This is a genomic window from Streptomyces sp. NPDC048461 (genome assembly GCF_055587105.1).
On sequence record NZ_JBVJGW010000016.1, the window covers coordinates 1 to 26,114 of the forward strand.

Below are 26,114 nucleotides of genomic sequence, written 5' to 3' on the forward strand. Positions count from 1 at the left end.
GGGGGGGTGGGTGGCCGCGGGGGGGGGGCACCCCCCCCCCCGGGGGGGGCGGGCCCCGGGGGGGGGGGGGGGGGGGGCGGGCCGGGGGGGGGGGGGGGGGCCCCCCCCCCCCCCCCCCCCCCCGCCCCCGCCCGACCGTCGGGGAAACCCGCCGGGCGGTGCTCAGCGCTCCGGGTGATCCCCTTGTGGAGGAACCCCGGTCGCGGGTTCGAGCAGGCGGACGCGCAGCGCCTCGACGAGGGCGGCGTCGGCGCCGAGCAGGTCCGTCGCGTAGGCGCGCACCGAGCCGTGCTCCGCGGCCAGGGCCGCGAGGAACAGGCTCATCACCTCGGCGGGAGCGCGGCCGTACCCGGGCCAGACCGGGGTACGGCCCGGGTGGCCGGCCCGCCAGTCGTCGAGGAGCCGGTCGGTGGCGAGCCCGGTGAGCGCGAAGTCGGCCACGATGTCCTGCTCGGAGACGCCCAACAGGGCCAGCACCAGCGCGGCCAGCAGTCCCGTGCGGTCCTTCCCGGACGCGCAGTGGAAGACCGCGGGACCGTCCTGGTACGCCAGTACCGCAAGGGCCCGGCGGAGTTCGGCCACCCCGTCGTGCGCGACCTCCGCGTAGCGCTCGGCGAGGTAGGGGCCCGGCTCCACGTCGGGGCCGAGGGCGGCCTGGTCGTAAGGACGGTGCTCGACGCTGAGGTTGTGGTAGGCGAACGACGGATGCCCCGGCACCCGGCCCTTGGCCTCGATCTCCCACGGGTAGCGCAGGTCGATGACGGTCTCGATGCCCAGGCCGAGGAAGCGCTCCCAGTCGTCGCCCTCCAGCTTGCCGAGCGAGTCGGACCGGAACAGCAGCCCCCACCGCACCGTTCGGCCGTCCGCGGTGGGATAACCGCCCAGGTCACGGAAGTTGTGGAGCCGTTCGAAAGGTATGTGTCGGTTCACCCCCGGTACCCTACGAGGGAAATCGACGTGCCCGCCCTGGGCGGCCCGCCTAGGGTGTGCGGCGTGCACACGTACCGCAGACGCGACCGCCGCTCGGTCCCCCGCCCGGGACGCCACGGCCGTCGGCGCGAGGGGACCGCGCGCAGCGCTCCCGGCCCGGTGGTGGTCCCGGGCGCGGACGTGGTGATCGCGGGCTTCTTCTCCGCGAAGGAGAAGGCGTTCGCCACGCTCATGGCGGAGGCCTCCGCCGCGGTCGAGGCGCGGGGGGCCCGGGTGGTGGCCCGCGTGGTGCAGCGCCGCGGGGTGTCGGCCGGCGGAGTGCGGAAGATGACGCTCCCGTTCTCGCCGCGCACGCTCATCGGTTCCGGGAAGGTTCGCGAGACCGGCGCGCTTGCGGCTCGGACCGGTGCCGGCGCGGTGATCTTCCTGAACCCGCTGACGCCCTTGCAGCGGGACGTGCTCTCAGAGCTCCTGGGATGTCCCGCACTGAGCCTCGCGGAGTTCCTCGCGGCCCCCGACCGCCGACCGCCCGTCCGACCGGACCCGAACCGACCTCCGGGAGAACGCCCCATGCGCGTGCGCGCGGTACGCGGCGACGAACTGCCCCTCCTCCAGGACATCGAGCGGGCCGCCGGCCTCTGCTTCCGGGACGTCGGCATGCCGGAGATCGCCGATGACGAGCCGCTGCCCATCGGCGAGCTTGCCCGCTACGAACGGGCCGGCCTGGCCTGGGCGGCCGTCGACGGGACCGGCCCGCCCGTCGCCTACCTGATCGCCGACCGGGTGGACGGGAGCCTGCACGTCGAGCAGGTGTCGGTGCATCCGGCGTACGCCCGCCGCGGCGTGGGCCGCTCGCTGCTGGAGCACCTCGCCGCGCGGGCCCGCGCGGAGGGGGCGCCCGCACTGACCCTGACCACGTTCACGGACGTCCCCTGGAACGCCCCGTACTACGCCCGTTGCGGGTTCCGGCGGCTGGCCGAGGACGAGCTCACCCCGGGTCTGCGGAGGATCCGCGCGCAGGAAGCGGCACACGGCCTCGACCGGTGGCCGCGCGTCTGCATGCGCCGCACGGTGTGACCCGCACGGTGTGCCCGCACGCTGTGACCCCGTCCGCTGCGACCGCGTCCGCGCGCCCCGGGTCGCCGGACCGGGGCGCGGTCACGGGCCGCCGATCCGGATGCGGGCGGCGACCGGCAGGTGGTCGCTGCCCGTGGCCGGCAGGGTCCGCACGTCGTGCACCGTCGCCGCGCGGGCCAGGACCTGATCGATGCGCGCGACGGGGAACGCCGCGGGCCAGCTGAAGGCGAGCCCCCGGCGCGGGGCGCCCAGGCGCGAGGTGACCGGGGCGAGCCCGCGGTCGTCCACGGTGCCGTTGAGGTCGCCGAGCAGGACCACGGTGTCCAGCCGCTCGGCCGCGACGGCCGCGCCCAGCAGCCCGGCGCTCTCGTCCCGCGGCGCGGAGCCGAAGCCGCGCACCCCGAGGCGGACCGACGGCAGGTGGGCCACGTACACCGCGATCTCGCCGTGCGGCGTGCGGACCGAGGACCGCAGCCCCCGGTTCCAGCCCTCCCCGATGCCCCGCGGCCGGATGTCCAGGCGCCGTACGCCCGTCAGCGGGTACTTCGACCAGAGCCCGACGGTGCCCTCGACCGCGTGGTGGGGGTAGCCGGCCGCCAGGACCGACGCGTAGACCGGCAGCGCGGCGGGCGTCAGCTCCTCCAGGGCGATCAGCTCGGGCGACGCCGCGGCCAGCGCGCGCGCCGTGCCCGCGGGGTCGGGGTTCTCGTCGCCGACGTTGTGCTGGACCGCGACGAGGTCGCCCGCCGCCCGCTCGGCCGGAAGCAGCAGTCCGCCGAAGAGGTACGTCCACACCGCCGCCGGCAGCGCCACGGCCACGGCCGCGGTCGCCGAGCGGCGCCACAGCGCGAGCCCGGCCAGCACCGGGACCACCACCCCGAGCCAGGGCAGGAACGCCTCCAGCAGGCTGCCGGTCCGGCCCGCGGCGTTCGGCACGGCGGAGTGGAACGCCAGCAGTGCGGCCGTCAGCACGGCGGACGCGGCGAGCGCCCGTCCCCTCGGCCGGGACCCTTCACCCCGCATGCCGCGCACGCCCCGCCCCCGCTCCGGCTTCCGCTCATTCGCCTCGAACGCCGCTTACGACGCGTGGGCGGGTGATCGGGTTCCCGTCGGACGGCTCGGGTGTGCGCCGTACGAGTTCATTTGGCGGGCCCGTTCGGCCGCAAGACCGAGTTCATGATCATCATTTTGGCTCCCGATCGTTTTGATGCCGGTATCCGGCCGTGTGAGATCTGGGAGTGCTGCGCAGCCATGTCACGAACGCAAGGAACGCGACGAACGCAACGGGCCGGGACGGAGCGGACGCAAGAACCGGGCCGGCCGGAGGAACCGGGCCGGACGCAAGAACCGGGACGGCCGGAGGGACGGCGCCGGCCGGCCCGGCCGCGCCGCACCCGCGCCTGGGGCGCGGCCGCCGCGGCCACGGGGGTCATGCTGCTCGTCGCCGCGGCCCCGGGCCGGGCCACCGGACCGGCCCCCGCGGACGGAGCCGCCGGCCGCGCGCAGCGCGAGGCGACGGTCACCCTGCTCGTCGGCAGGGCCCTCGACGACGGGAGCCGGGACGCCGACGGCTGGTGCGCCGTGCACACGTTCCGGCCCGCGCTGTGCAAGCGCTGGCGGGAGCAGCGGGTGCTGGCCACCGCGGCCGGGGTGGCGTCCGTACTGCCCCGCCCGCCGCTCGGCGACGCCGCCCGCGCGGCCCGGGCGGACGCCCTGCCCACCGACGCCGGAGCGCCGCTGGAGATCGGCCTCGCGGACCAGGGCCTGCTCACCGACGTGACCGTACGGGACGGCCGCGGCCGTCACCTCGCGGGGGAGCTGACCCAGGAGGGCCGGCGCTGGCTGAACACCGAACCGCTTCGGGCCGGGGAGTCCTACACCCTGAGGGTCGGCGCGCAGGACGCGGCCGGGACCCCCGTCGCGGCCACCCTGCACTTCCGGACCGCGCCGCCCGCCGACGGGGGACGGCTCACGGTCGCCTTCGGACCCCGCCCGGGAACGTACGGCGCCGGGCAGATCGTGACCGCCGCCCTCAGCCACCCGGTCCCCGCCGGCGACGTCCTGGCCCGCGCCAGGCTGGAACAGGCGCTCCAGGTGACCTCCGAGCCCCAGGTCGAAGGGGCGTGGCACTGGGTCGACGAATCGACCCTGCACTTCCGGCCCCGCACGTACTGGCCCGCCCACGCGGTCGTCAGCGTCCGCAGCGGACTCGACGGGGTCCAGGTCGGCGACGGCCTCCACGGAGGACCCTCCGAGGGGCTTGCGTTCACCGTCGGGGACCGGATCGAGGCCGTCACCGACGCCGCCGCCCACCGGATGACGGTGCGCCGCAACGGGCAGGTCGTCCGGACGATCCCCGTCACGACGGGCAAGGCCGGCTTCCTGACCCGCAGCGGCATCAAGGTCGTGCTGCGCAAGGAGTACAAGGTCCGCATGCGCGGGGACTCCATCGGCATCAAGCGCGGCACCAAGGAGTTCTACGACCTGCCCGTCCTCTACGCGACCCGGGTGACCTGGAGCGGGGAGTACGTGCACGCCGCGCCCTGGTCCGTCGAGGCGCAGGGCGAGGAGAACGTGAGCCACGGCTGTACGGGCATGAGCACGCAGGACGCGGCCTGGTTCTTCCACACGGTCCGCGAGGGCGACGTCGTCGAGGTGGTCAACAGCGGCGGCGAGGAGATGGACCCCTTCGCCAACGGCTTCGGGGACTGGAACCTGGACTGGCGCAGCTGGCTCGCGGGCAGCGCCCTGGCCGGTGCCGACGCCCGCCGGGCGGACCCGCCGCCCGCACCGGCCCGCCTGCACCCCACGACCTGAACCGGGCCGGGCCCGCGCCCGGCCCCGTCCGGCTACTCGAACCGCGAGGGGTCGCCGGCCCCGCGGCGCACGATCTCGGCCTCGCCGCCGGAGAAGTCGACCACCGTGGTCGGCTGGGTGCCGCAGTCGCCGGAGTCGACGACGGCGTCCACCACGTGGTCGAGCCGTTCCTTGATCTCCCAGCCCTGGGTCAGGGGCTCGTCCTCGTCGGGCAGCAGCAGGGTGCTGGAGAGCAGCGGCTCGCCGAGCTCGGCGAGCAGGGCCTGCGTGACGACGTGGTCGGGGATGCGGACGCCGACGGTCTTCTTCTTGGGGTGCAGCAGCTGGCGCGGCACCTCCTTCGTCGCCGGGAGGATGAAGGTGTAACTTCCCGGGGTCGCCGCCTTGATCGCGCGGAAGACGTCGTTGTCGAAGTTCACGAACTGGCCCAGCTGCGCGAAGTTCTGGCACACCAGGGTGAAGTGGTGACGGTCGTCGAGGTTGCGGATGGACCGGATCCGGTTGATGCCGTCCCGGTTGCCGAGGCCGCAGCCCAGCGCGAAACAGGAGTCCGTCGGATACGCGATGAGCGCGCCGGATCGGATGAGGTCAGCCACGCCGCCGATGGTGCGCTGCTGGGGGTTGTCGGGGTGCACGTCGAAGTACTTCGCCATCCGCCGAGCCTACGGGACCCGGCGCCGTACCCGGCACGCCGACTGCCGCCGAACAGTGGAGCCGGCGGCATTCGTTCGGGGGAAACGGGCCGCGGGGTCCCCGTCCGGACCGTCCCGGCCGCCGAAGGTGCGGTGTCGGCCCCTGCCGGGGCCGTGCGGTGCTGCGGCGCCGCCACGGCAGTAGCGAGGAGAAGTCACGTGTCGCGTGTTTGGAAGAGTGCGGGTCTCGCCCTGGCAGCCGGTCTCGTGGTCCTGGGCGGGGCGTCCGCGGCCTCGGCGGACTCCGTGGCCGAGGGCGTCGCCGTCGGCTCGCCGGGTGTCCTCTCGGGCAACGTGGTCCAGATCCCGGTGCACATCCCGATCAACGTGTGCGGCAACAGCGCCAATGTGGTCGGCCTGCTGAACCCGGCCTTCGGCAACACCTGCGTCAACGCCTGACCCGGCGCGTCCCGGCCCGCCCCCGCCACCGGCGGGGGCGGGCCGCACCCTCATCCCGCGGACGACCGCAGGGCCGCCGTGTGGGCCCGCACCTCGGCGGGAGTGAGGTAGGAGTCCGTGTACTCGAACTCCCGCAGGCTCGGCGGCCGGGTCCGCTGGAAACCGGTGCGGACGAAGTCGTCCCCGGCCACCGCGTTCAGCATCCAGTTCGTCAGCACCCTGGTCTTGGCCACGTTCGTCCGCAGCGCCGACCAGTGGTACCCGCGGGCCACCGCCTGCGCCGGAAGACCGCGCAGCGGGATGCCCAGCGGCTTGGACACGGCGTCCGTGCCGCCGAGGTCGACCACGAGCCCCAGGTCCCGGTGGGAGTACGGCCGCAGCGGCTGCCGGCGCAGCGTCGCGATCAGGTTGTCGGCGAGGGTGCGGCCCTGCCGCAGCGCGTGCTGCGCCGTCGGCGGGCAGATCGCGCCGTCCTTGCCCGACGCGAGGTCCGGGACCGCGGCGGCGTCGCCCAGGGCGAAGACCCCGGGAGCCCCCGGAACGGTCAGCTCGGGGGTCACCACCAGGCGCCCCCGCTCGGTCTCCGCGCCCAGGGTCGCGACCAGCGGGCTCGCGGCCACTCCGGCCGTCCAGATCAGCGTCCGGCTCGGCAGCACCCGTCCGTCCGTCAGGGTCACCTCGTCCGGGCCCGCCTTCGCGACGCTCACCCCGAGGGAGACCTCGATCCCGCGCCGCCGCAGGATCTCCAGGGCGGCCTTCCCGAGGGAGTCTCCGAGCTCGGGCATCAGTTTGGGAGCCAGGTCCAGCAGGTGCCAGCTGATCTGCCGGGGGTCGAGGCGCGGATAGCGCTTCACCGCCTGGTGGGTCAGCCGCTGCAGGCAGGCGGCCGTCTCGGTGCCCGCGTACCCTCCGCCGACCACGATGAAGCACAGCCGGGAGGCGCGCTCCGCCTCGTCCTGGCTGGCGTCGGCCAGGTCCAGCTGTGCGATGACGTGGTCGCGCAGGTAGGCGGCCTCGGCGAGGGTCTTCATGCCCCGCGCGTGCTCGACGAGCCCGGGAATGTCGAACGTACGGGTGACGCTGCCCGGCGCCAGCACCAGGTGGTCGTACTCCTGCTCGGTCACCTCGCCGGTGATCGTGCGGATGACGCAGACCTTCGCCACCGGATCCACGCCGATCGCGCCCCCGGGCACGATCCGGGTGCGGTGCCGGCTGCTGCGCCGCAGCGAGACGGCGATGGACTGCGGGGTCAGCACGCCGGACGCCACCTGGGGCAGCAGCGGCAGGTACAGCTGGTAGGAGGTCGGCGTGACGAGGGAGATGTCCGCCTCCTGCGGTGTCAGCCGGCGTTCCAGCCTGCGGACGCACTCCACTCCGGCGAAGCCGGCGCCCACCACGAGAATCCTCGGTCGTGTCACGGTGTCCGTCCTCTCTCCGGCGGCCCGGTGATCGGGCCGGACCGGTCACCGCGCCCCTTCCCCGTCCGGAGCGCTCTGCACACGGGAAACCCGAACGGCCGCGTATACGACCCCGGCTTCCGCGTTCCGACGGCCCGGCGCCGCTCCCCGTGGGACAGTGGAGGGCATGTGCGGCCGATACGCCTCCACCCGGGGCCCGGGCGACCTCGCCGACCTGTTCGGGGTCACCCGCCTTGACCCCGAGGAAACCCTCGCGCCCAGCTGGAACGTCGCCCCGACCGACCCGGTGTGGGCCGTCCTGGAGCGCCCCGACCGCGCGACCGGCGTCGTGGAGCGGGGACTGCGGCCGCTGCGCTGGGGACTGGTCCCCTCCTGGGCGAAGCGACCGGACACCGGGGCCAAGATGATCAATGCGCGGGCGGAGACCGTGCACGAGAAGCCCGCCTACCGCCGTGCCTTCGCCAAACGCCGCTGTCTGCTCCCCGCGGACGGCTTCTACGAGTGGGAGCCCGTCCCGGCCACGGACACGGCGAAGGCGTACAAGCAGCCCTACTTCATCACGCCCGAGGACGACTCCGTGCTGGCCATGGCGGGCCTGTACGAGTTCTGGCGCGACAAGACGGTGGCGGACGACGACGATCCGGCGGCCTGGTGGACCACCTGCACGATCATCACCACCGAAGCGGCCGACGCGGCCGGCCGCGTCCACCCCCGCATGCCGCTCGCCATCGCGCCGGCCGACTACGAGGCCTGGCTCGACCCCGCGCACCAGGACCCGGACGAGCTCCGCGCCCTGCTCGGCACGCCGGCCGCGGGCCGCCTGAACGTGCGCGCGGTCTCCACCGCCGTCAACGACGTGCGCAACAACGGCCCCGAGCTGCTGCACGACCCCTCCTGACCGGTCGCGGCCGGTCGGGCCCGGGGAGACCCGCACCGGGCCGCACCACCCTCGCGTTGCGGGCGAGCGGCCGCCGGGGGAGGGTCGGGAGGCGAGCCCGCCCCCAGGGAGGAACCGAGCCATGCCCATCGCCACCGTGAATCCCGCCACCGGCGAGACCCTGCGCACCTTCAGGGCCCAGGGCCCCGACGAGGTCGAGCAGTGCCTCGCCGAGGCCGCCGCGGCGTTCGCCGACTACCGCACCACCGGCTTCGCGGAGCGGTCCGCCCTCCTGCTCGGGGCGGCCGACCTGCTGGAGGCGGACAACGAGGACATCGCGCGGACCATGACCACCGAGATGGGCAAACCCCTCGCGGCGGCCCGCGCCGAAGCCGCCAAGTGCGTGAAGGCCATGCGCTGGTACGCCGCGCACGCCGAGTCGCTGCTCGCCGACGAGCACCCCGCCGAGAGCGACGTCCGCGACTCCGGGGCCGACTCCGTACTCGTCCGCTACCGGCCGCTCGGGGTGGTCCTCGCCGTCATGCCGTGGAACTTCCCGCTCTGGCAGGTCGTACGGTTCGCCGCGCCCGCGCTGATGGCCGGCAACACGGGCCTGCTCAAGCACGCCTCCAACGTGCCGCAGACGGCGCTCTACCTGGGCGACCTGTTCCACCGGGCCGGCTTCCCCCGCGGCTGCTTCCAGACCCTCCTGATCGGCTCCGACGGCGTGGAGCGGGTCCTGCGCGACGGCCGCGTCGCCGCCGCGACGCTGACGGGCAGCGAGCCGGCCGGCCGGGCGGTCGCCTCCGTGGCCGGGGACGAGATCAAGAAGACCGTCCTGGAACTGGGCGGCAGCGACCCCTTCGTCGTCCTGCCCTCCGCGGACGTCGCCCGGGCCGTCAAGACCGCCGTCACCGCGCGCGTGCAGAACAACGGCCAGTCCTGCATCGCCTCGAAGCGGTTCATCGTGCACACCGACGTGTACGACGAGTTCGCCGCCGGGTTCACCGCGGCCATGGCCGCGCTCACCGTCGGCGACCCGATGGACGAGTCCACCGACGTCGGCCCGCTCGCCACCGAGCAGGGCCGCGCCGACCTGGAAGAACTCGTCGAGGACGCCGTGCGCCAAGGCGCCGCGGTCCTGTGCGGGGGCGGCCGGCCCCCGGGACGGGAGGCCGGCTGGTTCCACGAGCCCACGGTCCTCGCCGACGTCACCGCGGCCATGCGCATCGACCAGGAGGAGGCCTTCGGGCCGGTCGCCACGCTCTACCGCGTCGGCAGCCTGGACGAGGCGATCGAACGCGCCAACCACACGCCCTTCGGCCTGAGCTCCAGCGTCTGGACCGCCGACGACGCGGACGTGGAGGCCTGCGTCCGCGACATCCAGGCCGGCGGGGTCTTCGTCAACGGCATGACCGCCTCCCACCCCGCACTGCCCTTCGGCGGCGTCAAGCGGTCCGGGTACGGACGCGAGCTGTCGGGGCACGGCATCCGCGAGTTCTGCAACGCGACCACGGTGTGGCGCTCGGGCGCCTGACCGCAAGCCCGCCGTGTCCGCCGTGTCCGCCGTGTCCGCCGGAGCCAAGGACGCCGCCCGCTACCGACCCGCAACCCGGGGCCGATCTGCTGAACCCGGGGCCCGCCGGGCATCCCGGCCGCCCGGAACGGGCAGCCAGCACGGGTGACCCCCTCCGTGGCGAGCTCCGCGCCGCCCGCCGCCACCCGCCCGCGCCGGGTGCTGCTCGCCGGCGCGGTCGGCAATTTCGTCGAGTGGTACGAGTTCGGCGTGTACGGCTGCTTCGCCACGGTCATCGCCGCGCACTTCTTCACCCCCGCGACCGGGGCGGGTGCGGGCGGCGCCGGGCCGCTGATCGCCACGTACGCCTCCTTCGCGCTGGCCTTCTTCTTCCGGCCCGCCGGCGCCCTGCTGTTCGGCCGGCTCGGCGACCGCGTCGGCCGCCGCCCCGTCCTGATCCTCGTCATCTGTCTCATGACGTCCGCCACCACCCTGATCGGACTCCTCCCGACCCAGGCGACGGCGGGCGCGGCCGCTCCCTGGCTGCTCACCCTGCTGCGCGCCCTCCAGGGCCTCTCCGCCGGAGGGGAGTTCGGCGGCGCCGTGGCCCTGATGACCGAATCCGCGCCGCCCGGGCGGCGCGGGCGCTACGGCGCCTGGCAGTCCTTCACCGTCGCGCTCGGGCTGCTCGGCGGTGCCGGGACGGCCGCGCTGCTGGCCACGCTCCTCCCACCGGCCGCCCTGCACGCATGGGGCTGGCGCGTCCCGTTCCTGCTCGCCCTGCCGCTCGGGCTGGCCGCCCTGTGGCTGCGCACCGGACTCGTGGAACCGCCCGCGGCGGCCATCCCCGGTCCGGGAACCCCCGGGGCCGGCGCCCGGCCCACCGCCGGGGCGACCGCCCGCGCCGTCGTGCTCGGCATCGGTCGGATCGCCGGCTGGTCGGCGGCCGGCTACACCTTCCTCGTCGTCCTGCCCTCCTACCTCCAGTCCACGCTCGGCGCGTCCTTCCGGGAGGCCCTCATCGCCACCACGTTCGCCAACCTCGGCTTCGCCGCGTCGATCCTCCCCGCCGGAGCGCTCAGCGACCGGGTCGGCCGCCGCCCCGTGATGCTCTGCGGCGCCCTCGCCGTCGCCCTGTTCGCCCTGCCCCTGCTCCACCTGCTCCAGGACCCCGGCACCTCCGCGCCCGCCAAGGCGGCCGCCCTGGTCTGCGCGGGCGCCGCTGTCGGCCTGCTCGCCGGGCCCGGGCCCGCCATGCTCGCGGAGATGTTCCCCGCACGCGTACGGTGCACCGGGCTCGGAGTGGCGTACGCCCTCGCCAACGCGGTCTTCGCCGGCTGCGCCGGCCTCGTCATCACCACCCTGACCGACCTCACCGGATCCGCCGACATCCCCGCGTACTACGCCGCCGGCGCCTGCGCCCTCAGCGCGGCGGCCCTGGCGACCCTGCGCGGCGACGACCACCTCCGGCCGCTGCGGTGAAGGTCGTCGGCCTGATGTCGGGCACCTCCCACGACGCCGTCGACGCCGCCGCCGCGGAACTCACGCTCGACGACGCGGGCGACACCCTGCGCCTGGACCCGCTCGGCATGGTCAGCGCCCCGTACGACGACGCCCTGCGCCGCGCCCTCGCCGCGGCCCTGCCCCCCTCGCCCACCACCCTGGCCGACGTGTGCCGCCTCGACACCCGCATCGGACAGGCCTTCGCCGCCCTCGCCGTCCGCGCCGACCGCGAACTGTGCGGGGGCCGCGCCGAGCTGATCGCCTCCCACGGCCAGACCGTCTACCACTGGGCCTCCGACGGCCGGGTCCACGGCACCCTCCAGCTCGGCCGGCCCGCCTGGATCGCCGAAGCCACCGGCTGCCCGGTCGTCTCCGACTTCCGCCCCGGCGACGTCGCCGCCGGCGGGCAGGGCGCCCCGCTCGTCAGCCTGATCGACACGATGCTGCTGCGCGGCCGCCCGGGAGTTCCCGCCGCCCTGAACATCGGCGGCATCGCCAACCTCACCGCCCTCCCCGCGACGGGCCCTCCGGTCGCCTTCGACACCGGCCCCGGCAACGCCCTCATGGACGCGGCCGTCCACGCGGCGACCTCCGGGCGCGCCGGCTACGACCACGACGGGACCCTGGCGGCCGCAGGCCGGGTCCACGCCCCGCTCCTGCGGCGACTGCTCGACGAGCCGTACTACCGGCTGCCCGCCCCCAAGACGACCGGCAAGGAGCTGTTCCACCCGGGCTACCTGCGCACGGCCCTGGACGGCTTCGGCTCCCTCACGGCGCCCGACCTGCTCGCCACGCTCACCCGTCTCACCGCCCGCACCGTCGCCGACGCGCTGCGCCCGCTCGGGGCCACCGAGGTCGTCGCCTCCGGCGGCGGCACCCGCAACCCCGTCCTGATGGCGATGCTGCGCGAGGAACTGGCCGCCGGAACGACCCTGCTGGACTCCGGCGCGCTCGGACTGCCCGCCGCCGAGAAGGAGGCGTACGCCTTCGCCGTCCTCGGCTTCCTCACCCTGCACGGCCTTCCCGGCAACGCCCCCGAGTGCACCGGAGCGCGCGGTCCGCGCGTGCTCGGTTCGCTCACCCCCGGCCCGCGCCCCCTGCGCCTGCCCCCGGTGCCCTCGCGGGCGCCGGTCTCCCTCCTGGTGGGCCGGGGGTGAGGGCGGCCGCCGCAACCGACCGGCCTGCCACGCGTCTGCCGTGCGGCCCGGCCGTAGGATGAACCGGCGATCACGCCCGCCGGGCCGTGGGCGAGCGGACGGAGACCCCCCGTGGACCAGCAGCCCGTCACCGACCGGCAGCCCGTCACCGTCGTCACCGGCGGCAGCCGCGGCATCGGCGCCGCGATCTGCGCGCGCCTCGCGGCCGACGGCCACGACGTCGTCCTCGGCTACCACCGCGACGACCGGGCCGCCGAGCAGGTCGCCGGGATCGTCCGGGACGCGGGCCGCCGCTGCAGCACCGTCCGCGTCGACACCGCAGACGAGACCGCGGTCGACCGCCTCTTCGACACCGCCGCCCTGCTCGGCCCCGTCACCGGCCTCGTCAACAACGCCGGCGTCAGCGGCCCCAACGGCCCGCTGGCCGAAGCCGACGCGGCCGGCCTCCGCCGCGCCCTCGACGTCAACGTGCTCGGCTACCTGCTCTGCGCCCGGCGCGCCGTCCGCGACATGGCGCGCACCGGCGGCGGAGCCGTCGTCAACATCTCCTCGGCCGCGGCCACGCTCGGCGCCCCCGGCCAGTACGTGCACTACGCCGCGGCCAAGGCGGCCGTCGACGCCCTGACCGTGGGCCTGTCCAAGGAGGTCGCCGCCGACGGGATCCGCGTCAACTGCGTCGCCCCGGGCACCGTGTGGACGGACTTCCACGAGGACCCGCAGCGACCCGCCCAGGTGGCGCCCCGCATCCCGATGGGCCGGGCCGGACAGCCGGACGAGATCGCCGGCGCCGTGTCCTGGCTGCTCTCCGCCGACGCCTCGTACACGACGGGCGCGGTCCTCCGCGTCGCCGGAGGCCTGTAGCGGGCCCGGGAGAGCCGCCCGCGGCCCCGCCCTTCGGGAACGCGACGGCGCCCGCACCGTCCGGTGCGGGCGCCGTCGTCGAGCGGGGCGGGGCTGGGGCTCAGGCGCGGATGATGTTCTCCGCCTGGGGGCCCTTCTGGCCCTGCGTGATGTCGAACGACACCGTTTCGCCCTCGGTCAGTTCGCGGTATCCGTTGCCGGAGATGTTGGAGTAGTGGGCGAAGACGTCCGGTCCGCCCCCGTCCTGGGCGATGAAGCCGAAGCCCTTTTCGGAGTTGAACCACTTCACGGTGCCACTGGCCATGCTCGCCCCTCTGGTCATTCGTCGAGCGGACCGGGCTCGGGCCGCCGCGGGCGCCGTCTCACGGACCACCCGCCCCACTACTCCCCGGGGACGGCAGCAACTACACCCGCGGGGAACGGTCTTGTGGGATTCTCCTGGTCCCTGGACCGAACAGATCCACCCCATCCGGCAGGAACCCGGCGGGCAGCGCGGTGCCCGCACCGCCCGGGGCGGGGGAGCGGGGAGCCGTCTACCCGCCGGTCCGGCCGTGCAGAGCGGTCCGGGGTCGTACGCTCGGTACCGGTCCGCACGACGGCGGCAACGCCGTCGCCCTCCACGTGAACACCGGGCAGGCGATGAGCTCTCAGACGTTTCAGGCAGGACAGACGGGACTCATCGTGCGGGTCCCGGAGGCCGAACCCGCCGTCCGCGGGTGGCGCGAGCGGCTCGACCCCTCGGCGCACGACGGGGTGCCGGCCCACGTCACCGTCCTGTTCCCCTTCCTCGACGAGAGCCGCCTCGACGCGGAGGTGATCGGCGCCCTGGCCGGGATCGTGGCCGGCCACCGCGCCTTCGACCTGCGGTTCCGGACGTGCGGACGGCTCCCCGAGGTGCTGTACCTCGCCCCCGAACCGGCCGACCCGTTGCGCAGGCTCACGGAGGCCGTCGTCGCCCGGTGGCCCGAAGCCCCGCCCTACGGAGGCCGGTTCACCGAGATCATCCCCCACCTGACCATCGCCCAGGGGCAGGACGCCGCCACCGCGGACGAGATCGAAGCCGGCCTCCTCGGCCGGCTGCCCATCGCCTCCCGCATCACGTCGGTCGTCCTGATGGCCCACGACGGAACGACGTGGCAGGAGCGCGCGGTCTTCCCCCTCGGCGACGAGGTTCCGTCCGGCCCTCCGGGAGCCGGGGAGCACACCTGAGAACGGCGGAAACGGATGAGGGGCGGCGGGACCCCCGTACGGGTTTCCGCCGCCCCTCCGGGCGTGCTGCTGTGCGTTCCGGGTCCTCAGGGGAGGATCAGGCGTCCTTCTGGCCGGCCTTCGCCGCGCGCTCCGCGTTCTTCTCCTTGATGCGGACCGTCTCCTTGCGGACATCGGCCTGCGTGGCGCGCTCCTTCTCCAGCCACTCGGGACCCTCGGTCTTCAGGGCCTCGATCTGCTCGGTGGTGAGGGCCTCGGTGACCCCGCCGCGGGCGAGGCCCGCGATGGAGACACCCAGCTTCGCGGCGACCACGGGCCGGGGGTGCGGCCCGTTGCGCCGCAGGTCCTGCAGCCACTGGGGCGGGTCGGACTGCAGCGCACTCAGCTCGGTGCGCGAGACGACACCCTCCTGGAACTCTGCGGGGGTGGCCTCGAGGTACACGCCCAGCTTCTTCGCCGCGGTCGCGGGCTTCATCGTCTGGGGGCTCTGGTGCGACGTCATGGTGTCAAGAGTATCGAGCGTGTGCGCTACCTCTGACCACGCCGGGTAATCTGGCCGGGTGACAGGCTCGGAAGTAACCCCATCGTTCCGCCTCGCCTACGTTCCGGGCGTGACACCCACCAAGTGGGTCAGGATCTGGAACGAGCGGCTGCCCGACGTTCCGCTGACCCTCGTCGCGGCGGCGGTCGACGAGGCCTTCGGCGTCCTGCGGGCGGGTGGCGCTGACGCCGGATTCGTACGCCTGCCCGTCGACGGCGAGGACCTCAGCGCGATCCCGCTCTACACCGAGACCACGGTCGTGGTGATCCCCAAGGACCACCTCATCGCGGCGGTCGAGCAGGTCTCCGCCGCGGACCTGGCCGACGAACTGGTGCTGCACCCCCTCGACGACACCCTGGACTGGGAGAGCCCGCCGGGGCGCCCCGCGATCGAGCGCCCCGAGACGACGGCGGACGCCGTCGAGCTGGTCGCTGCGGGCGTGGGCGTACTCGTCGTCCCGCAGTCGCTCGCCCGCCTGCACCACCGCCGTGACCTCACCTACCGGCCCGTCTCGGACGTTCCGGAGTCGCGCGTCGGGCTGTCCTGGCCGCAGGAGGCGACCACCGACCTGGTGGAGGAGTTCATCGGGATCGTCCGCGGGCGGACCGTCAACAGCACGCGCGGCCGGCCGCCGACGCCGCCGCAGCCCAAGGGCAAGCGGGCCGCGGCGGGGGGTACCCAGGGCAAGCCGGCGGGCGGCAGGACCGGCGGCGGCAAGGCGACGGCCGGCAAGTCGGCGGGCGGCAGGTCGGGCAAGCCGGCCGGCAAGAACCCCCGGGGCGCTTCCGGCGGCGCGGGCGCGGCCAAGGGCGGCAAGGGCGGGGCCAAGCGGGGCAAGCCCCGCGGCAGGTCGTAGGCCGCGGAGCCCGCTGGGCGCAGTGGCGGGGCGGGTACCGGACGGCCGGGACCCGCCCCGCCGTGCGTTCCGCCGGGGGCGGCCGGGGTCAGCCGGCCCAGCGGCCGGTCAGGAAGGTCACGGCCACCACGACGCCGACCGGCGCCACCACGTACACGTACGCCGCCTGCACCCGCGGCCGCCGCAGGCTCCACCCGGCCAGGGCGATCCACAGCGGCCACCACAGGAGGGTGGAGCGGGGGATCGACGTGTACCAGTACGAGGTTCCCAGCGCCCACAGCGTCAGCGCGGTGTAGAGCGCCTCGGGCAGCCGGCGCCGGCGCACCAGCACGACCAGCAGCGCGAGGCCGACCAGCATCGCGAGCAGCTCGGCCTGCCACATCACCGCGTACCCGGTGGCCTGGGTGCGCTGGAAGGCGGCCTCCCAGGTGTGGGACCAGGCCTCCCAGGGGGCGTGGAAGTCCCGGTACCAACCGCGTTCCTGGGCGTGCTTCCAGGCCATCCAGTCCCCGGTGCGGGCGGACAGGAACCAGCCGTAGAGCACCGGGGCGAGCGCGGGCAGCAACAGCCACGGGGCCCGGCGCCGGCCGGCCCGGTCCTTCGCGGTCAGCACGAACTGCAGGACGAGCGCGGCGGCGAGGAAGAGCCCGGTGACCCGGACCGAGCAGGCGAGGCAGGTCAGCACCGCGGCGGCCCGCCAGTTCCCGCGCAGCGCCGCGAGCCAGGCGGGCAGGGCCAGGGCCAGGAACAGCGACTCGGTGTACCCGGCGGCCAGGAACACCGCACAGGGCGAGAGCAGGAGGAACATCACCGTACGGCGGCCCGCGTCCAGGTCGCCCAGCTGGCGGCGGGCGATCCGGGCCAGGGCCAGGACGGCCACGCCGCCGGCGACGAAGGAGACGAGCAGCCCGGCGGCGGCCCAGTCGGGCACGACCGCGTGCACGGCGCGCAGGGTCAGGGGGAAGCCGGGGAAGAAGGCCTCGCGGTTGTCCCAGCCCTGCGTCCAGGGCCCGGCGCCGTCGGGGAAGTAGCCCTCCCTGGCTATGGAGAGGTAGTGCTGCCAGTCCCACTGCTGCCAGGGCGCGAGCAGCCCTGCCGGCTCGCGGCGCCCGCCGTCGGAGGGGAACAGCCAGCGCACGGCCCAGGCGGTGATCCAGAGCCCCGTGCGGGTCAGCGCGTACAGCCACAGCACCTCCCGGTCGGCGGCGTCCAGCCGCGGGAGCCGCCGGCCGGCGGGCCGTCCGCCCGGAGCGGGGGCGGGGGCGACCCCGACGGGCCGGGGCGGGGCGGAAACGGACATGGCGGGGTCTCCTGATCGGCTGAGGGCGCGCCGGACCGCCGGCCGGCGGTGTGCGGCCGCGGTGCGCGGGTGGTGGAGCGGGTGCCTGCGGGGCTACCGGGGCTGTAGGGGCTGCCGGGGATTCACGGGTGCGCCGGGATCACCGGGTGGAGCGGTTCAGGGGGTCGAGGAGAATCCCGTGTTCGGCGCGGTTCCGGTCGGCAGGGCCGGCTCGGTGGTGCGGGCGGGAGGCGGCACGGTCGACGTCCCGGACGGCGGGTTCACCGAGGTCCGGGAGGAGGACGGCCCCGCGGTCGTGGCCGGGGGAGGTCCGGGCGTCGACGAGGCCGGCTGCGGGGGCCGGGCCGACGTGGGCCCCGGGGTCGGCAGGAGGGACGGGGCCGGCGCCGAGGGGGTGGTCGCCGGCAGGTTCCCGCCCCCGTTCTCGGGCAGCAGGGACGCCAGCGCGGCGCCCGAACCCGCGAGGACGAGGCAGGCCGCGACCGCCAGGCCGGCGACCCGGCGGCGCCGTACCCGCTCACCGCGCCGGGCGATCTCCGAGACGGGAGGGAGGGCCGTCCCGGGCTGTCCGGCGGAAGCCGCCTCCTGGAACAGCGACCGCAGGGGATCGTTGGTGTCAGGCATCGGGATCCTCCTCGATACGGGGGTCCTGCAGATGGCGGGAGAGGGTGGCCCGGCCCCGCGTCAGGTGGGTCTTGACCGTGCTCGCGGACAGGGAGGTCTCCGCGGCGATCTGTTCGACGGTCAGATCGCACACGTAGTGCAGGGCCAGCGTCCGGCGCTGCTTGAGGGGGAGGTGCCGCAGCGCCTCCACGAGAGCCACCGCCTCCGGTCCCGGCCCCTCCACGTACGCCGCGGGAGCGGTGCGCTCCCAGGCGTCGGCGGTGCGGCGGCGCACGCGCCACCGGCTCACCGCGAGCCGCCAGGCGACGGTGCGGATCCAGGCCTCCGGCCGTCCTTCGACGTCCAGCTGCCTGCGCCGCCCCCACCCCCGGACGAACGCCTCCTGCACCACGTCCTGTGCCTCGTGGTGATCGCCGAGCATGACGTACAGCTGTCCGGTCAGCCGTCCCGCCGCCTGCGCGTAGAACTCTTCGAACTCCTCGACGGTCAAAAACTCACTCCCGCATTCATGAATCCCTCTCGGTGGGCATACGCCCGCCGCACCGCGTCCGGTTGACACCGGACGCGGAGAAGTCTTGTGAGTGGCGTCACACCGGCGCCGGAGGGACACGCGACCGTCCCGGGCCCGGACGCACCGGTGGGGCGTGCGGTCGTCACCGCACGCCCCACTGGTCTGCTCCGCCGTCCGGCCCTCGGGCCGGGGTCCGGCGGACCCGCCCGTCCCGAGGGTCAGGTACGGCCCGCCGGGTCCGGGTCCTGCACCGCCTCGGGGGAGGTGGCCGGAGAGGGCACGGCCGCGAGCAGGGGCTCCGCGGGCGCCCGCCGCGCGGAGACCCAGGCGGCGACGGGTTCGGTGTAGCGGGCGGTCAGCGGTCCGATGACCACGAGGATGAGGACGTAGGCGGTCGCCAGCGGTCCCAGAGCCGGTTCGATGCCGGCCGAGACGGCGAGTCCCGCGATGACGATGGAGAACTCGCCGCGGGCGACGAGGGTGCCGCCGGCCCGCCAGCGCCCCTTGACGCCGATTCCGGCGCGCCGGGCGGCCCAGTAGCCTGTCGCGATCTTGGTGCCCGCGGTGACGACCGCGAGCGCGAGGGCGGGGAGGAGGACGGGCGGGATGCTGGCCGGGTCGGTGTGCAGGCCGAAGAAGACGAAGAACACGGCGGCGAACAGGTCGCGCAACGGGCTGAGCAGGGTGTGCGTACCCTCGGCGACCTCACCGGACAGGGCGATGCCGACGAGGAACGCGCCGACGGCGGCGGACACCTGGAGCTGCTGGGCGACACCGGCGACCAGCAGGGTGAGGCCGAGGACGACCAGCAGCAGCTTCTCGGGGTCCTCGCTGGAGACGAACCGGGAGATGAGCCGTCCGTACCGGACCGCCACGAACAGCACCGCACCCGCGACGCCGAGGGCGATGGCGAGCGTGAGGCTGCCCGCGGCGAGGCTCACACCGGCGAGCAGTGCGGTGATGATCGGCAGGTAGACGGCCATGGCCAGGTCCTCGAGGACCAGGATGCTGAGGATGACGGGGGTCTCGCGGTTGCCGACGCGGCCGAGGTCTCCCATGACCTTGGCGATGACGCCGGAGGAGGAGATCCAGGTGACGCCGGCCAGGACGACGGCGGCGACGGGGCCCCAGCCCATCAGGAGTGCGGCGACCGCACCCGGTACGGCGTTGAGGGCGAAGTCGACGAGCCCGGCCGGATACTGGGTCTTGAGGTTGGAGACCAGGTCGCTGGCGGTGTACTCCAGGCCCAGCATCAGCAGCAGCAGGATGACGCCGATCTCGGCGCCGATCGCCACGAACTCCTCACTGGCGCCCAGCGGCAGCAGCCCGCCGGTACCGAACGCCAGCCCGGCGAGCAGGTACAGCGGGATCGGGGAGAAGTGGAAGCGGCCGGCGAGCCGGCCCAGCAGGCCGAGGCCGAGGATGATCGCACCGAACTCGATCAGGAAGACAGCGGAGTGCACAGGCGCTCACTCCCGTCCGAGTATCGCGGCGGCCGCGTCGACGCCCTCGCGGGTGCCGATGACGATGAGGGTGTCGCCGCCGGCGAGGCGGAAGTCGGGCGCGGGCGAGGGCCGGGCCTCGGCGCGGCGCAGTACGGCCACCACGGAGACTCCGGTCTCGGTGCGCATCCGGGTCTCGCCCAGTACCCGTCCGTTCCAGTGGGAATGGGCCGACAGTTCGATCCGTTCGGCGACCAGCCCGAGGTCGGTGGTGTGCAGGACGTTGGGGCTGTGGTGCGCGGGCATCAGCGCATCGATCAGCGAGGCCGTCTCCGGGCCGGTCAGGTGCAGCGACTGGGCACAGGCGTCGGGGTCGTCGGAGCGGTAGACGTTCACCGTCCGGGTTCCGTCCCGGTGCGCGACCACCGACAGGTGCCGGTGCTCGCGGGTCGTGAGGTCGTACTGGACACCGATGCCGGGCAGCGGTGTGGTGCTCATCCGTGGAGCAGGCACAGCTCTGTCCCCCCTCTTGTTTCTGTTCGACTTGGTGGTGCGGCGCCGGGCCGGCGCGCGGCAGGAACCGGCCCCGGCGCGGGTCCATGGTGTCATCCCGTGCGAGCGGCGGGATATGGGTGTCAGCACGGATGGACAAGATCGGGACCGACCGGCAGGGTTGCCGTGGGAACGGGTCCGACGCAGGTCACGGCATGCGGCCCGGCGCACAGTGTGGATAGTGGGGGATGGGGGTGCGCCGCGCCGCCGGAGGACGAGGCCGGCCCGCGGAGGGCCCGCGGGACACGCAGGGAGGGCAGGACATGTCGCTGTACTGGCGGATCTTCCTCCTCAACGCCGCCGTCCTGGTGGCGGCGGTCCTCCTGCTCCTCGGCCCCGTCACGGTGTCCACCCCCGTGCTGCACGGCGAGGCCGTCGTCCTGGGCGCCGGGCTGGCGGCCATGCTGATCGCCAACGCCGCCCTGCTGCGCATCGGCCTCGCCCCGCTCGGCCGGCTGACCCGGGCCATGACCGCCGTCGACCTGCTGCGCCCGGGGAGCCGGGCGGCCCCGATGACGGGCGCGGGCGAGATGGCCGAGCTGACCACCGCGTTCAACGCGATGCTGGGCCGGCTGGAGGCGGAACGGGCGACCAGCAGTGCCCGCGCCCTGTCCGCGCAGGAGGCCGAGCGGCGGCGCATCGCCCAGGAACTCCACGACGAGGTCGGCCAGACCCTCACCGCGGTGCTGCTCCAGCTCAAGTACGCGTCCGACCGCGCCCCGGAGGGGCTGCGCGACGACCTGCACCAGGTCCAGGAGGCCACGCGCACCAGCCTGGACGAGATCCGCCGCATCGCCCGCCGCCTGCGTCCCGGCATCCTGGCGGAGCTCGGGCTGCACAGTGCCCTGCGGGCCCTCACGGCGGAGTTCACCACCGGGTCGCTGGCCGTGCGCCACGTCATCGCCCCCGGACTGCCCCCGCTGGACGAGGACGCCGAACTCGTGCTCTACCGCGTGGCGCAGGAGGCGCTGACCAACGCGGCCCGGCACGCGGAAGCGACCGAGGTCGAGGTGCACCTGACGCGAGGCCCCGCCGGCGCGGTGCGGCTGCTCGTACGGGACGACGGCAGGGGCGTTCGCCGGGCCGCCGAGGGAGCGGGCATCCAGGGGATGCGCGAACGCGCCCTCCTGATCGGCGCCGACCTCGCCATCGGTCCCGCTGCCGGCCCGCGCGGGGGCACCGACGTACGGCTGGACGTGCCCGCGGGCGCGGCGGGGAGGGAACGGCGATGACGACACCGGAACACGAGACCGGCGGGGACGGGTCCACCGGTCGGGACGGGGCCGCCGCAGCGGACCGGGCGACCGCGGCGGGGCAGTGGGCCGCACCGGGGTCCGGGGCGGCCGCGGGGCGGCCGCCGACCCGCGTCCTGCTCGCCGACGACCACGCCCTCGTACGGCGCGGTGTGAAGCTCATCCTGGACGCAGAGCCGGACCTGACCGTGGTCGCCGAGGCCGGTGACGGGGCCGAGGCGATCGCCCTGGCCCGGAGCCAGGACGTCGACCTGGCCGTCCTCGACGTCGCGATGCCCCGCCTGACGGGGCTCCAGGCCGCCCGGGAACTCTCCCGGCTCCGTCCCGGGCTGCGGATCCTCATCCTGACCATGTACGACAACGAGCAGTACTTCTTCGAGGCCCTCAGGGCCGGGGCCGCCGGCTACGTCCTCAAGTCCGTCGCCGACCGCGACCTGGTCGAGGCCTGCCGCGCCGCGATCCGGGACGAGCCGTTCATCTATCCCGGCGCCGAGACCACCCTCATCCGCAACTACCTCGACCGCGCCCGCCAGGGGGAGCCCCTGCCCGCCCGCGCGATCACCGAACGCGAGGAGGAGATCCTCAAGCTCGTCGCCGAGGGCCACTCCTCGAAGGAGATCGGCGACCTCCTCGTCATCAGCGCCAAGACCGTGGAGCGCCACCGCGCCAACCTGCTCCAGAAGCTGGGCATGCGCGACCGCCTGGAGCTGACCCGCTACGCGATCCGCGTCGGCCTCATCGAGCCGTAGCGGACCGCGGCCATCGTCCGGGGGTTCGTCCGCCCGGCGGGGGATGGGGCATGATCGGGGGATGTCTGATCGCATCATCGCCGCCTGTGACGGAGCGGCCAAGGGGAACCCCGGACCCGCCGCGTGGGCCTGGGTCATCGCGGACGCCGAGGGCCGGCCCGAGCGCTGGGAGGCCGGACCACTGGGCCGTGCCACCAACAACGTCGGGGAACTGACCGCCCTCCAGCGCCTCCTGGAAGCCGTGGCCCCGGGCACGTCCGTCGAGGTGCGCATGGACTCCCAGTACGCCATGAAGGCGGTCACGCAGTGGCTTCCCGCCTGGAAGCGCAACGGGTGGAAGACCTCCTCGGGCCAGCCGGTCGCCAACCGCGAACTCGTCGAGGCCATCGACCTGTTGCTCGGTGACCGCGACGCGACGTTCGTGTACGTGCCCGCCCACCGCGCGGACGGGGACCACCTGAACGCCATCGCCGACCAGGCCGCGAGCGACGCCGCCGTGTCCCAGCAGGCCGCCGGCACCGCCCTCGGCGACACCGACATGCCGCAACCCGCACCGGTCCGCAGCGCGCCCGCCCGGGTGAAGAAGGCTCCGTCGCGGGGGAAGCCTGCCGCGGGGGCACCCGCGGGCCGCGGCCAACAGCGCGCGATCAAGGCCAAGTTCCCGGGTACCTGCCCGTGCGGCAAGACGTACGCGGTGGGCGAGCCGATCACCAACAACGGCAAGCGCTGGGGGCACCCGGACTGCGCGGCGGCCACCGCGGCCGGCGCGGCCGGCCCGGACGCGTAGGCCGCGGTGCCCGCCGGCCGCCACGCAGCGCCGGCCCCGTCCTACCCCTGACGCCCCGCCGCGGCGCCGGACCGTCCTGCCGGGACACCCGGCAGGAAGGACACCTGGGGCGCGCCCGTGCGCGGGTGCACGGCGACCTCGGCCGCCACGCCGTACACGTCGGCCAGCAGCTCCGCGGTCAGCACCTCGCCGGGCGGCCCGGAGGCCGTGACCGCCCCCTCGCACAGGACGTAGAGCCGGTCGCAGTAGTAGGCGGCGAGGTTCAGGTCGTGCAGGGCGACGAGGGCCGTGGCGGGCAGTTGCCGCAGGAGCCCGAGCACCTCCAGCTGGTGCCGGATGTCGAGGTGGTTGGTCGGCTCGTCGAGCACCAGCAGGCCGGGCTGCTGGGCCAGCGCGCGGGCGATGAGCACGCGCTGGCGCTCGCCGCCGGAAAGGCGGTCGAAGGAGCGCTCCGCCAGCGCGGTCGCGTCCACCGCGTCGAGGGCCCGCGCGACGATCGCGGCGTCCTCGGCACTGTCGCCGTCGAGCAGCCGTTTGTGCGGGGTGCGGCCCATCGCGACCACCTCCCGCACGGTCAGGTCGAAATCGGCCCCCGCGTCCTGCACCACCGCCGCCACGGTGCGGGAGAGCTGCCGCACCGGCAGCGTCCAGGCGTCCGCGCCGTCCACGCGCACGCTGCCCGCATCGGGCCGCAGCACGCGGTAGACGGTGCGCAGCAGGCTGGACTTTCCGCTGCCGTTGGGCCCGACCAGGCCGACCACCTCTCCGGGCCGGGCGTTCAGCGAGACGTCGCGCACCAGACGGTGCGCCCCCGCGGTGAGCGTGACGCCGTCGACGGTCAGTTCTGCCGCGCTCATGCCGCTCCCCGGCTCGTGGTCCGGCGGGCGTCCCGGCGCATCATCCACAGGAAGAAGGGCCCGCCGCACAGCGCCGTCAGCACCCCCACCGGAATCTCCATGGGCGCGGCGACGGTCCGCGCCGCGATGTCGGCCCATACGAGGAACACCGCGCCGGCGAGCGCCGCCGCGGGCAGGACGCGCCGGTGGTCGCCGCCGACGAACAGACGCACGATGTGCGGCAGCATCAGCCCGACGAAGCCGATCGGCCCGGCCGCGGCCACCAGGACACCGGTCACCAGCGACAGCAGAACGAACATCCGGGCCCGGAACCGGGCCACGTCCAGTCCCATGCTCGTCGCGGCCTCCTCACCGGCCAGCAGCAGGTTCAGCGACCTGGCCTGGACGAGGAGGACGCCGATGCCCAGCAGCAGCGCCGCGCCCGGCAGCCACAGGGTGTCCCACTGGACGCCGCCCAGTCCCCCCAGGGTCCAGGCCAGGACGGCCCGCGCCTCGTTGCCGCGGCCGGAGGTCAGCAGCAGCATGTTCGTCACCGCGCTGAGGACCGCCGCCATGGCGACTCCCGACAACACCAGCCGTACCGAGGTGATGCGCCCCCCGGCGCGGGCCGTCGAGTACACCAGCAGCAGCGTCAGCAGCGCGCCGGCGAAGGCGGCGAGCGACAGCGACAGCGCGCCGAACAGGCTCACGCCGAAGACGATCACCGCGACGGCGCCCAGGGACGCCCCGGAGGACACGCCCAGCAGGTACGGCTCCGCCAGCGGGTTGCGGACCAGGGCCTGCATGGCCGTCCCGATGACCGCGAGCCCCGCGCCCGTCACCGCCCCGAGGAGGACCCGCGGAGCCCGTACGTCCAGCACGATCGTCTCCCGCGCCCGGGACCAGGTCGGCTCCGACCAGTCGGCGCCCAGCGCGTGCGTCACGATGCCCCATACGTCGCCGGGCGGTACGCGCACCGACCCGACGGCCATGCCCGCGGTGGCGGAGACGAGCAGCAGCGTGCCGAGGACGGCGAGGGTCACGGGGAACGGCCAGCGCCGCGCCCGGCCCCCGCCGCGGGCAGCCCGCCCGCCCGGGACGGCGGGTGATGCCGTCCCGGCGGTGGAGGGGGCCGTCACCGGAGTCGTTCGGGGTGCAGCCCGCGCGCCAGCTCCTCCACCGCGTACGGCGGCCTGACACCGACCAGGGTCGAGGTCAGCGGGACGACGACGAACCGCTTGTTCCTGATGGCCGGTACGTCGGCGAGCGCGGGCTGGGAGAGGAGGAACTCCTGCTTCTGCCGGACGCTTCCGGTGCCCGCGTAGTCGTAGATCGCGATCACCTCGGGCCTGCGCTCCACGACCTGTTCCCAGGAGACGTCACCGAAGACGTCGTCGAGGTCCGCGAAGACGTTCCGGCCGCCGGCGAGTTTGATGATCTCGGTGCCGAGGCCCTTGCCGCCGGCGGTGAACGCCGACTTGTCGCCGCTGTCGTAGACGAAGACCGGCACGGCGGGTGCGTCCTTGACCGCCTCGGTGGTCCTGGTGACGCGCCCCTGGAGGTCGGCGACGAGCTTGTCGGCCCGGTCCCCGACGCCGAAGACGCTTCCGATGGTCCGGATCTCGTCGTAGGTGTCCTGCATGGTCACCTGCTTCTTCCCGCAGTACTCGCGGTTGAGGTAGGTGTTGATGCCGGCGTCGCCGAACGCCTTGCGCGAACGGCCCTCCTTCTCGGCGAACGCGGAGCCGTAGCCGCCGTAGACGAAGTCGGGATCGGCGTCGAGGACGGCCTCGAAGGAGGGCTCCTTCTCCGCCAGTTGCGGTACGGCCTCGAACTCCTTCTGCAACTCGGGCAGGACGGCCGAGTCGGGGAAGGCGGTGCCGACCATCCGGTCCTTCAGCCCCAGGGAGAGCATCAGTTCGGCGGGGTGCTGGTGGATGGTGACGACGCGGGCGGGCGCCTTGTCGTACGTGGTCTGCGTGCCGCAGTTGTCGATCGTGACGGGGAACCCCTGCGCGGTGGAACCGGAGGCCCCCGAAGTGCCGGACGGTTTGGCGGTGTCGGGGGAGTCCTCGGCGGTGCCGCAGCCGGTCAGTACGGCGGTGGACAGGGCCAGGGCCGCAGCCGCGGCGCGCAGCTTACGGGCGCGCCGGGCGGGCGGGGGAGTGGAAGGGGGGCGGGGCATGACGTCGTACACGTAGAGCCTC

At 74.7% G+C, this 26,114-nt stretch carries 27 protein-coding genes and 1 pseudogene; 14 read left to right on the forward strand and 14 right to left on the reverse strand.

What is annotated here, in order from left to right; all coding sequences use genetic code 11:
• Positions 1–162 precede the first annotated feature (162 nt).
• The gene (locus tag ACZ6S8_RS25430) at positions 163–930 is read right to left on the reverse strand and encodes a tyrosine-protein phosphatase (protein WP_469459407.1); all 768 of its coding nucleotides are present in this window, start codon (positions 928–930) and stop codon (positions 163–165) included.
• Positions 931–1,161: 231 nt separating this feature from the next.
• Here ACZ6S8_RS25430 and ACZ6S8_RS25435 point away from each other — a divergent pair.
• Both ACZ6S8_RS25435 and ACZ6S8_RS25440 read left to right on the forward strand, forming a co-directional pair.
• Positions 1,162–1,401 (forward strand): annotated as a pseudogene (locus tag ACZ6S8_RS25435) (HflX-like GTP-binding protein); the annotation flags it as partial.
• Positions 1,402–1,500: 99 nt separating this feature from the next.
• The gene (locus ACZ6S8_RS25440) at positions 1,501–2,007 is read left to right on the forward strand and encodes a GNAT family N-acetyltransferase (RefSeq protein ID WP_469459710.1); all 507 of its coding nucleotides are present in this window, start codon (positions 1,501–1,503) and stop codon (positions 2,005–2,007) included.
• A gap of 81 nt (positions 2,008–2,088) precedes the next feature.
• Here the strand turns inward: ACZ6S8_RS25440 and ACZ6S8_RS25445 are convergent, their stop codons facing one another.
• On the reverse strand, positions 2,089–3,030 hold the full coding sequence (locus ACZ6S8_RS25445; RefSeq protein WP_469459409.1) for an endonuclease/exonuclease/phosphatase family protein: 942 nt from the start codon (positions 3,028–3,030) through the stop codon (positions 2,089–2,091).
• Positions 3,031–3,438: 408 nt separating this feature from the next.
• On the opposite strand from ACZ6S8_RS25445, the gene ACZ6S8_RS25450 reads away from it, so the two are divergent.
• Entirely contained in the window at positions 3,439–4,824 is a 1,386-nt protein-coding gene (locus ACZ6S8_RS25450) for a L,D-transpeptidase (protein ID WP_469459411.1), read from the forward strand.
• A 32-nt stretch (positions 4,825–4,856) separates the two neighbouring features.
• On the opposite strand, the gene ACZ6S8_RS25455 is transcribed toward ACZ6S8_RS25450, so the two are convergent.
• The gene (locus ACZ6S8_RS25455) at positions 4,857–5,477 is read right to left on the reverse strand and encodes an L-threonylcarbamoyladenylate synthase (RefSeq protein WP_469459413.1); all 621 of its coding nucleotides are present in this window, start codon (positions 5,475–5,477) and stop codon (positions 4,857–4,859) included.
• 198 nt (positions 5,478–5,675) lie between these two features.
• Here ACZ6S8_RS25455 and ACZ6S8_RS25460 point away from each other — a divergent pair, with 198 nt between their 5' ends.
• Positions 5,676–5,915, forward strand: coding sequence for a chaplin (locus ACZ6S8_RS25460; protein ID WP_469459415.1), 240 nt, complete (start codon positions 5,676–5,678; stop codon positions 5,913–5,915).
• A gap of 50 nt (positions 5,916–5,965) precedes the next feature.
• Here ACZ6S8_RS25460 and ACZ6S8_RS25465 read toward each other — a convergent pair whose 3' ends face one another.
• On the reverse strand, positions 5,966–7,333 hold the full coding sequence (locus tag ACZ6S8_RS25465) for an NAD(P)/FAD-dependent oxidoreductase (protein ID WP_469459417.1): 1,368 nt from the start codon (positions 7,331–7,333) through the stop codon (positions 5,966–5,968).
• Between the two features lie 166 nt (positions 7,334–7,499).
• Here ACZ6S8_RS25465 and ACZ6S8_RS25470 point away from each other — a divergent pair, with 166 nt between their 5' ends.
• From ACZ6S8_RS25470 to ACZ6S8_RS25490, 5 genes are all read left to right on the forward strand, one after another.
• Complete coding sequence (locus ACZ6S8_RS25470) at positions 7,500–8,231, forward strand: SOS response-associated peptidase (RefSeq protein ID WP_469459419.1); 732 nt, start codon at positions 7,500–7,502, stop codon at positions 8,229–8,231.
• Positions 8,232–8,352: 121 nt separating this feature from the next.
• A complete protein-coding gene (locus ACZ6S8_RS25475) occupies positions 8,353–9,747 on the forward strand; it encodes an NADP-dependent succinic semialdehyde dehydrogenase (protein WP_469459421.1) in 1,395 nt (464 codons plus the stop codon).
• A 144-nt stretch (positions 9,748–9,891) separates the two neighbouring features.
• A complete protein-coding gene (locus tag ACZ6S8_RS25480) occupies positions 9,892–11,208 on the forward strand; it encodes an MFS transporter (protein ID WP_469459424.1) in 1,317 nt (438 codons plus the stop codon).
• Positions 11,205–12,386 (forward strand): anhydro-N-acetylmuramic acid kinase, encoded by a 1,182-nt coding sequence (locus ACZ6S8_RS25485; protein ID WP_469459426.1) that lies wholly within the window; start codon positions 11,205–11,207, stop codon positions 12,384–12,386. The genes ACZ6S8_RS25480 and ACZ6S8_RS25485 overlap by 4 nt, the downstream gene beginning before the upstream one ends.
• A gap of 111 nt (positions 12,387–12,497) precedes the next feature.
• On the forward strand, positions 12,498–13,247 hold the full coding sequence (locus ACZ6S8_RS25490; RefSeq protein ID WP_469459428.1) for an SDR family NAD(P)-dependent oxidoreductase: 750 nt from the start codon (positions 12,498–12,500) through the stop codon (positions 13,245–13,247).
• Positions 13,248–13,347: 100 nt separating this feature from the next.
• Here ACZ6S8_RS25490 and ACZ6S8_RS25495 read toward each other — a convergent pair whose 3' ends face one another.
• Positions 13,348–13,551 (reverse strand): cold-shock protein, encoded by a 204-nt coding sequence (locus tag ACZ6S8_RS25495; protein WP_267719484.1) that lies wholly within the window; start codon positions 13,549–13,551, stop codon positions 13,348–13,350.
• 335 nt (positions 13,552–13,886) lie between these two features.
• On the opposite strand from ACZ6S8_RS25495, the gene ACZ6S8_RS25500 reads away from it, so the two are divergent.
• Positions 13,887–14,456, forward strand: a complete 570-nt coding sequence (locus tag ACZ6S8_RS25500; RefSeq protein ID WP_469459431.1) for a 2'-5' RNA ligase family protein — start codon at positions 13,887–13,889, stop codon at positions 14,454–14,456.
• A gap of 97 nt (positions 14,457–14,553) precedes the next feature.
• On the opposite strand, the gene ACZ6S8_RS25505 is transcribed toward ACZ6S8_RS25500, so the two are convergent.
• Positions 14,554–14,958 (reverse strand): DUF5997 family protein, encoded by a 405-nt coding sequence (locus ACZ6S8_RS25505; protein WP_383933370.1) that lies wholly within the window; start codon positions 14,956–14,958, stop codon positions 14,554–14,556.
• A 58-nt stretch (positions 14,959–15,016) separates the two neighbouring features.
• Here ACZ6S8_RS25505 and ACZ6S8_RS25510 point away from each other — a divergent pair, with 58 nt between their 5' ends.
• Positions 15,017–15,853: a LysR family transcriptional regulator substrate-binding protein gene (locus tag ACZ6S8_RS25510; protein WP_469459433.1), complete on the forward strand. Its 837-nt coding sequence runs from the start codon at positions 15,017–15,019 to the stop codon at positions 15,851–15,853.
• Positions 15,854–15,941: 88 nt separating this feature from the next.
• Here the strand turns inward: ACZ6S8_RS25510 and ACZ6S8_RS25515 are convergent, their stop codons facing one another.
• The 5 genes from ACZ6S8_RS25515 to ACZ6S8_RS25535 all read right to left on the reverse strand — a co-directional run bounded on the left by ACZ6S8_RS25515 (position 15,942) and on the right by ACZ6S8_RS25535 (position 20,243).
• The gene (locus ACZ6S8_RS25515) at positions 15,942–17,153 is read right to left on the reverse strand and encodes a mannosyltransferase family protein (RefSeq protein WP_469459435.1); all 1,212 of its coding nucleotides are present in this window, start codon (positions 17,151–17,153) and stop codon (positions 15,942–15,944) included.
• A 156-nt stretch (positions 17,154–17,309) separates the two neighbouring features.
• The gene (locus ACZ6S8_RS25520; protein WP_469459437.1) at positions 17,310–17,777 is read right to left on the reverse strand and encodes a hypothetical protein; all 468 of its coding nucleotides are present in this window, start codon (positions 17,775–17,777) and stop codon (positions 17,310–17,312) included.
• Entirely contained in the window at positions 17,770–18,267 is a 498-nt protein-coding gene (locus tag ACZ6S8_RS25525; RefSeq protein WP_469459439.1) for a SigE family RNA polymerase sigma factor, read from the reverse strand. Before ACZ6S8_RS25525 ends, ACZ6S8_RS25520 begins: the two co-directional genes overlap by 8 nt.
• A gap of 239 nt (positions 18,268–18,506) precedes the next feature.
• Positions 18,507–19,751 carry a cation:proton antiporter gene (locus ACZ6S8_RS25530; protein WP_469459441.1) on the reverse strand — a complete coding sequence of 415 codons (1,245 nt, stop codon included), beginning with the start codon at positions 19,749–19,751 and terminating at the stop codon, positions 18,507–18,509.
• A 6-nt stretch (positions 19,752–19,757) separates the two neighbouring features.
• Positions 19,758–20,243, reverse strand: a complete 486-nt coding sequence (locus tag ACZ6S8_RS25535) for a cation:proton antiporter regulatory subunit (protein WP_469459443.1) — start codon at positions 20,241–20,243, stop codon at positions 19,758–19,760.
• Positions 20,244–20,545: 302 nt separating this feature from the next.
• Here ACZ6S8_RS25535 and ACZ6S8_RS25540 point away from each other — a divergent pair, with 302 nt between their 5' ends.
• From ACZ6S8_RS25540 to ACZ6S8_RS25550, 3 genes are all read left to right on the forward strand, one after another.
• Positions 20,546–21,514, forward strand: a complete 969-nt coding sequence (locus ACZ6S8_RS25540) for a sensor histidine kinase (RefSeq protein WP_469459445.1) — start codon at positions 20,546–20,548, stop codon at positions 21,512–21,514.
• Entirely contained in the window at positions 21,511–22,284 is a 774-nt protein-coding gene (locus ACZ6S8_RS25545; protein WP_469459447.1) for a response regulator, read from the forward strand. The genes ACZ6S8_RS25540 and ACZ6S8_RS25545 overlap by 4 nt, the downstream gene beginning before the upstream one ends.
• 61 nt (positions 22,285–22,345) lie before the next feature.
• On the forward strand, positions 22,346–23,071 hold the full coding sequence (locus tag ACZ6S8_RS25550; RefSeq protein WP_469459449.1) for a ribonuclease H family protein: 726 nt from the start codon (positions 22,346–22,348) through the stop codon (positions 23,069–23,071).
• A gap of 41 nt (positions 23,072–23,112) precedes the next feature.
• On the opposite strand, the gene ACZ6S8_RS25555 is transcribed toward ACZ6S8_RS25550, so the two are convergent.
• From ACZ6S8_RS25555 to ACZ6S8_RS25565, 3 genes are read right to left on the reverse strand one after another with little or no spacing between them, the layout of a single operon-like run.
• Positions 23,113–23,928 carry an ABC transporter ATP-binding protein gene (locus tag ACZ6S8_RS25555; RefSeq protein ID WP_469459451.1) on the reverse strand — a complete coding sequence of 272 codons (816 nt, stop codon included), beginning with the start codon at positions 23,926–23,928 and terminating at the stop codon, positions 23,113–23,115.
• A complete protein-coding gene (locus ACZ6S8_RS25560; protein WP_469459453.1) occupies positions 23,925–25,046 on the reverse strand; it encodes a FecCD family ABC transporter permease in 1,122 nt (373 codons plus the stop codon). The genes ACZ6S8_RS25555 and ACZ6S8_RS25560 overlap by 4 nt, the downstream gene beginning before the upstream one ends.
• Positions 25,043–26,104, reverse strand: a complete 1,062-nt coding sequence (locus tag ACZ6S8_RS25565; protein ID WP_469459455.1) for an ABC transporter substrate-binding protein — start codon at positions 26,102–26,104, stop codon at positions 25,043–25,045. Before ACZ6S8_RS25565 ends, ACZ6S8_RS25560 begins: the two co-directional genes overlap by 4 nt.
• Between the last annotated feature and the right edge of the window lie 10 nt (positions 26,105–26,114).